This is a genomic window from Virgibacillus aidingensis (assembly GCF_010994035.1).
Classification (GTDB): Bacteria; Bacillota; Bacilli; order Bacillales; family Amphibacillaceae; genus Virgibacillus_N.
In genome coordinates this window covers 71,534-77,601 of the sequence record NZ_WIXN01000021.1, presented here as the reverse complement: position 1 = coordinate 77,601, position 6,068 = coordinate 71,534, and the positions used below count along the sequence as shown (strand labels likewise).

At 32.7% G+C, this 6,068-nt stretch carries 8 protein-coding genes; all 8 read left to right on the top strand.

The annotated features are described in order from the left end of the window. The first annotated feature begins 38 nt into the window (after positions 1 to 38). The 8 genes from GHD25_RS20440 to GHD25_RS15930 all read left to right on the top strand — a co-directional run bounded on the left by GHD25_RS20440 (position 39) and on the right by GHD25_RS15930 (position 6,045). Positions 39 to 410 carry a DUF6792 domain-containing protein gene (locus GHD25_RS20440; protein ID WP_462943886.1) on the top strand — a complete coding sequence of 124 codons (372 nt, stop codon included), beginning with the start codon at positions 39 to 41 and terminating at the stop codon, positions 408 to 410. A 195-nt stretch (positions 411 to 605) separates the two neighbouring features. Then, positions 606 to 1,253, top strand: a complete 648-nt coding sequence (locus GHD25_RS15960) for a hypothetical protein (protein ID WP_164218664.1) — start codon at positions 606 to 608, stop codon at positions 1,251 to 1,253. A 133-nt stretch (positions 1,254 to 1,386) separates the two neighbouring features. After that, positions 1,387 to 2,049 carry a hypothetical protein gene (locus tag GHD25_RS15955; protein WP_164218662.1) on the top strand — a complete coding sequence of 221 codons (663 nt, stop codon included), beginning with the start codon at positions 1,387 to 1,389 and terminating at the stop codon, positions 2,047 to 2,049. Positions 2,050 to 2,248: 199 nt separating this feature from the next. Continuing rightward, entirely contained in the window at positions 2,249 to 2,917 is a 669-nt protein-coding gene (locus GHD25_RS15950; RefSeq protein WP_164218661.1) for a hypothetical protein, read from the top strand. A gap of 109 nt (positions 2,918 to 3,026) precedes the next feature. Beyond that, positions 3,027 to 3,614 carry a hypothetical protein gene (locus GHD25_RS15945; RefSeq protein ID WP_164218659.1) on the top strand — a complete coding sequence of 196 codons (588 nt, stop codon included), beginning with the start codon at positions 3,027 to 3,029 and terminating at the stop codon, positions 3,612 to 3,614. A 172-nt stretch (positions 3,615 to 3,786) separates the two neighbouring features. Continuing rightward, a complete protein-coding gene (locus tag GHD25_RS15940; RefSeq protein WP_164218657.1) occupies positions 3,787 to 4,434 on the top strand; it encodes a hypothetical protein in 648 nt (215 codons plus the stop codon). Positions 4,435 to 4,627: 193 nt separating this feature from the next. Next, positions 4,628 to 5,212 (top strand): hypothetical protein, encoded by a 585-nt coding sequence (locus GHD25_RS15935; protein WP_164218655.1) that lies wholly within the window; start codon positions 4,628 to 4,630, stop codon positions 5,210 to 5,212. A gap of 170 nt (positions 5,213 to 5,382) precedes the next feature. Then, positions 5,383 to 6,045, top strand: coding sequence for a hypothetical protein (locus tag GHD25_RS15930; protein WP_164218653.1), 663 nt, complete (start codon positions 5,383 to 5,385; stop codon positions 6,043 to 6,045). Positions 6,046 to 6,068 lie beyond the last annotated feature (23 nt).

The following is a 6,068-nucleotide window of genomic DNA, read 5'->3' as shown; positions in this document are numbered from 1 at the left end:
AATCTTAAAGATCGGGTTTTAAAATATCTTGAGTAAGAATTAACTTACACACTTTATTTGACAAACCCTTAATTCAATTAACTACGCAACGTTACGACAAAGTTTATACAACTAACCCAGCACCCCCGACTTTTTATCAGCTAACTTCAATAGACCTTGACTTCAATGAAGCTATAAGAGAAGAATTTAACCTTAACCCTGCTGATTCCACAGCTATCTACAATGTTGACCCTGCAGCTCTTAAGGAATTCACCGAAGATTACTACAAAGATAGCGGTAAAGACATCCACCACACCATCACAGAACAAGACTTTCTTCATGCTGCTGCCAGCAATGTCCGGGGATTTGTCAATGTGGGTGAAACAACTAAAATAGATGCTTTCCCCAACAAAGAAGTAGAAAGCGAATAATGGAATCTATTGAATTTAAATAACTTTGGTGCCCCTTTTTAACTCCAAGTTTTGCTCACCAATTACGTTCTCTTAATACATGATGTAACAGAAAAAAAGCAATTTATTAATTTTGAAGTTAATTCATTATTCCCGTATCAGATCTATGGTACGATAATGAAAAGTTTACCAATTATTGAAAGGAGTTTCTCCTTGTTGAAAACGAAGATTATACTCAGCTTACTTGTATTGTTTTTATTAGGGGGTTGTAACGTATTGGGTCAAAAAGATATTGCTGAAATGGATCCTGCTGATTTGCCGGACGTCATTGCTTTTCAGGATGACTTCACACGTGAGTTTATGAGTTCTTTAGAAGAAGTGGAAGCTGGTTATTATTTATTTGAATCGAAGACAGGCGGATACACAATGATGTATCCGAAAAATGCGAAGATGAATGAGATTTATTATGAAATGCCAGGTGAGGCATTTGAAGCAATTCAATTCGGGGAAGCTGAGGATACGAATGAATTTCAGTATTTTGTAAGATCAATTTATGAGTCAGGCAGCAGGGGAGAGGATGTTGATTCATTACTAGGTATGCTGTCCGAGGATGCTAATTATAACGGTAAATATCAAAACATTGAATTAGAAGATAAAACAATACATTTTGCTACCTCAGAGTATGTTACCAAGAGTGGAGAAAGTATATCTAATCTTTTTTTTGCATTAATAATGTCAAATAATAGTGATCAAACGGTTTCTATAAGATATCACGCCATTTCTAACGACGATGATAAGAATATTGATTTAGAGACCATTCAAAATGAAGCAATGAAAATAATGGAATCCATTGAATTTAAATAACTTTAGTATCTTTTTTATCTCCCCGTTTTTTCGCACCAATTTTATTGTTTTTTCAGTTAATCAGTAATTCTCACATTAAAATCATGGTACGATAATGAAAAGTTTACCAATTATTGAGAGGAGTTTCTCCTTGTTGAAATTAAAAATTGTACTCAGTGTATTTATATTGTTTTTATTAGGGGGTTGTAACGTATTGGGTCAAAAAGATATTGCTGAAATGGATCCTGCTGATTTGCCGGACGTGATTGCTTTTCAGGATGACTTTACACGTGAGTTTATGAGTTCTTTAGAAGAAGTGGAAGATGGTTATTATTTATTTGAATCGAAGACAGGCGGATATACGATGATGTATCCGCAGAATGCGAAAATGGATCAAGGGTATTTCGAAAAAAGTGGGGAAACCTTTGAGGCAATTCGGTATGGTGAGGATGAATCTTCGAATGATTTTCTTTACTATACTACGTTTACATTTGATGAAGGGGAAAGAACGGAAGAACCTGAAAACTTATTAAAACTGCTATCAAGTTCTGTAAACTACGACGGTGATTATGAAGAAATGAAATACAATGATAAAACCATTTATTTTGCTACGATGCAATTCGTTACTGATACTGGTACAAATAGTACAGATAGATTCTTTGGTTTGGTAAAATCTAAAACTAGTAGTCAGGCTGTTTCATTTACCTACAATGTAATTACTGAAAACAATGATATCGATTATGAAAGTGACCTGCATGAAGCTTCTGATGTAGTAATGAAATTAATACAGTCCATAGAATTTAATATGAATGAATAAAATTGGAGAGTAAAGAAGTGCTAGTACAAAATCGATGAAAATAGAATCATGAGTAGTAACTATGGTTATGTAAAGGAAATTTCATAATAAAGCATCCTCAAAGAGTTATTTTACAGATTTACATTTAATTAATTACTCCGACTTCAAAAATAAAGTACTAGAATGTAAAGTCTACCCAATTATCGAGAGGAGTTTCTCCTTGTTGAAACCAAAGATTGTATTCAGTGTATTTATATTGTTTTTATTAGCAGGTTGTAACGTATTGGGTCAAAAAGATATTTCCGAAATGGATCCTGCTGAATTGCCGGATGTAATTGCTTTCCAGGATGATTTTACACGTGAGTTTATGAGTTCTTTAGAAGAAGTGGAAGATGGTTATTATTTATTTGAATCGAAGACAGGCGGATATACAATGATGTATCCGGAGAATGCAACAATGAATCAAACATACTATCAAAAAAATAAGGATACATTTGAAACAATTCAATTTGGACATAGTAATGAGAATGCTGAAATTCCTTTTTATGTGAGAGCAACTTATGATAAAAATAAAGACACTAAGAATACTGATATATACCTAGATCTTTTATCCAGTAGTATAAGCTATGAGGGGGAGTTTGAACAGTTGGAATATACAGATAAAGATATCTATTTTGGAACTATGAAGCATGTTACTGAACTTGAAGATTTATCAGAGAAGTCAAGTACATATCGCTTTTTTGGTTTTATACAATCCAAAAATAATGATCAAGCTGTTAGATATACGCTTAATGTATTGTGTGATGATGAAGAAATCGGATGTGACTATGATTTAGATAGTATAGAAAATGGAGTGAAAAAAGTAATGGAGTCCATTGAGTTTAATTGAAAAGACAACAATGAAAAAAACTCAACCAATGTTTGAAAGGAGTTTCTTCTTGTTGAAAACACAAATTGTCCTCAGCTTACTTACAGTGTTCTTATTAGGAGGTTGTAACGTGTTGGGTCAAAAAGATATTTCCGAAATGGATCCTGCTGAATTGCCGGATGTGTTCGCTTTGCAGGATGATTTTACTCGTGAATTCATAAGTTCTCTAGATGAGGTGGAATCTGGTTATTATTTATTTGAATCGAAGACAGGCGGATATACGATGATGTATCCGGAGAATGCGAAATTGGATGAGATTTATTATGAAATGCCTGGAGATTATTTAGAGGCAATCCAATTTGGAGAAGGTGAAGAAACAAGTGATCATCATTATGGTGTAAGAGCGACATACAATGAAGGAGATAGTGTAAGTGAGTTTAAGCGATTGCAAGGTGTATTCGAAGCTAGAACAAGTTATGACGGAGATTATGAAACAATAGAATATGATGATAAAAAGATTTACTTTGCTACATCGGAATATGAAGATCAAAACGGGGATATTATAACATATAATTTTCTTGGTATCATTATGTCAAATAATAGCGATCAATCTGTTTCGATGAATTACATGACTGATAAGGATAGTGTTGCTGATATGAATTCAGATGTTATTAAGGAAAAAGTGATTAAAATAATGGAATCTATTAAATTTAAATAACTTTGGTACCCCTTTTTAACTCCCAAGTTTTGCTCACCAATTATGTTCTCCTACTGCATCATGTAACAGTACAAAAGAACCATTTTATTGCTTTTACAGTTAATTCATTATTCTCACATCAGATATATGGTACGATAAAGAAATATTTACCAATCATTGGAGGAGTTTCTCCTTGTTAAAATCAAAAATTGTACTCAGTTTATTTATATTGTTTTTATTAGCAGGTTGTAACGTATTGGGTCAAAAAGATATTGCCGAAATGGATCCTGCTGAATTGCCGGATGTGATTGCTTTCCAGGATGATTTTACACGTGAGTTTATGAGTTCTTTAGAAGAAGTGGAAGATGGTTATTATTTATTTGAATCGAAGACAGGCGGATATACGATGATGTATCCGCAGAATGCAAAAATGGATCAAGGGTATTTTGAAATGCAAGGAGCTAATTATGAAGCAATTTCGTTTGGTGAAAATGAAGAAACAAATAATTATGTGTATTTTTTAAGAGCTACATATGATGAAGGTGAAAGGGCAAATGAATCGGAAAGGCTGTTAAGGTTATTATCGACGCACGCTGGCTACGAAGGTGATTATAAATCGATGAAATATGACAATAAGACGATTCATTATGCTACATTAGAAGATATTGATGGGAGCGGACAGAGTGATGAACATCTTTTACTTGCAGTAATTATGTCAAATGGTAGTGATCAAGCAGTTTCTGTAAGGTATAACGTGATTTTTGGAAAAGGTAGAAGTACTGATTTAGAGACCGCTCAAAATGAATCAATGAAAATAATGGAATCCATTGAATTTAAATAACTTTAGTATTTTTTTATTTCTCCGTTTTTTAGCACCAATTTTATTGTTTTTTCAGTTAATCAGTAATTCTCACATTAAAATCATGGTACGATTAATGAAATATTTATCAATCATTGAAAGGAGTTTCTCCTTGTTGAAATCTAAAATTATACTTAGTGTATTTATATTGTTTTTATTAGGAGGTTGTAACGTATTGGGTCAAAAAGATATTTCCGAAATGGATCCTGATGATTTGCCGGAAGTGATTGCTTTTCAGGATGATTTTACTCGTGAATTCATAAGTTCTCTAGATGAGGTGGAAGATGGTTATTTTTTATTTGAGTCCAAGACGGGTGGATATACTATGAAGTATCCAGAGAATGCAAGAATGGATCAATTATATTATGAAATGCCTGACGATAAGTTTGAAGATATTCAGTTTGGAGAGGGTGAAGAAACAAATGATCATGAATATGGTGTAAGAGCGACATACGATAAAGGTGGTAGATCTAGTGAATTTAATCGATTAAAGGGTGTATTCGAAGCCCGAACTAGTTACGAAGGGAATTATGAATCAATAGAATATGATGACAAAACAATTCACTTTGCAACTTCTGAGTATTTCGATCAAGATGGAGAAATTATTTCTTATAATTTTCTTGGGATTATTATGTCAAACTATAGTGATCAATCTGTATCTATGGCATATATGACTGATAAGGATAGTGTTGGTGATATAGATTTAGAGGTTATTCAGGAAAAAACAATGAAAATCATGGAATCTATTGAATTTAAATAACTTAGAACTCCGTTTTATTCCCCAGTTTTTCTTACCAACTATGTTTTTTACCACATCATGTAATAGTACAAAAGAACCATTTTATTATTTTTGCAGTTAATTCATTATTCTCACATCAAAATTATGGTACGATAATGAAAAGTTTACCAATTATTGAGAGGAGTTTCTCCTTGTTAAAATCAAAAATTGTACTCGGTGTATTTATATTGTTTTTATTAGGAGGTTGTAACGTATTGGGTCAAAAAGATATTTCCGAAATGGATCCTGCTGAATTGCCGGACGTGATTGCTTTTCAGGATGACTTCACACGTGAGTTTATGAGTTCTTTAGAAGAAGTGGAAGATGGTTATTATTTATTTGAATCGAAGACAGGCGGATATACAATGATGTATCCGGAGAATGCGAAAATGGATCAACTTTTTTATGAAAGTACAGGGGACAACTATGAATATATTCAGTTTGGAGAAAATGAAGAAACAAATAATTATACTTATTATGTAAGAGCTACATATAATGCGGGAAGTATTGCAAGTGATCTTAGGGGGTTACAGGGAATATTAGCAGCTCATACTGGTTATGAAGGTGATTATGAAGCTAGTGAGTATGAGGATAAAACAATTCATTTTGCAACAACAGAGTATGTTACTCAAAGTGGGGAAAGTACCACAAATCGTTTCCTTGTCATAGTTATGTCAAATGATAGTGATCAAGCTGTGTCAATAAGGTACAATGTTATTTCTGATAATAATAAGGATAATAATATTAATTTAAATAATATAAAGAAAGAAGTAATGAGTATTATGGAATCTATTGAATTTAAAATGGAAGAATAAAGTCAGGTGATAAAATTGGAAAA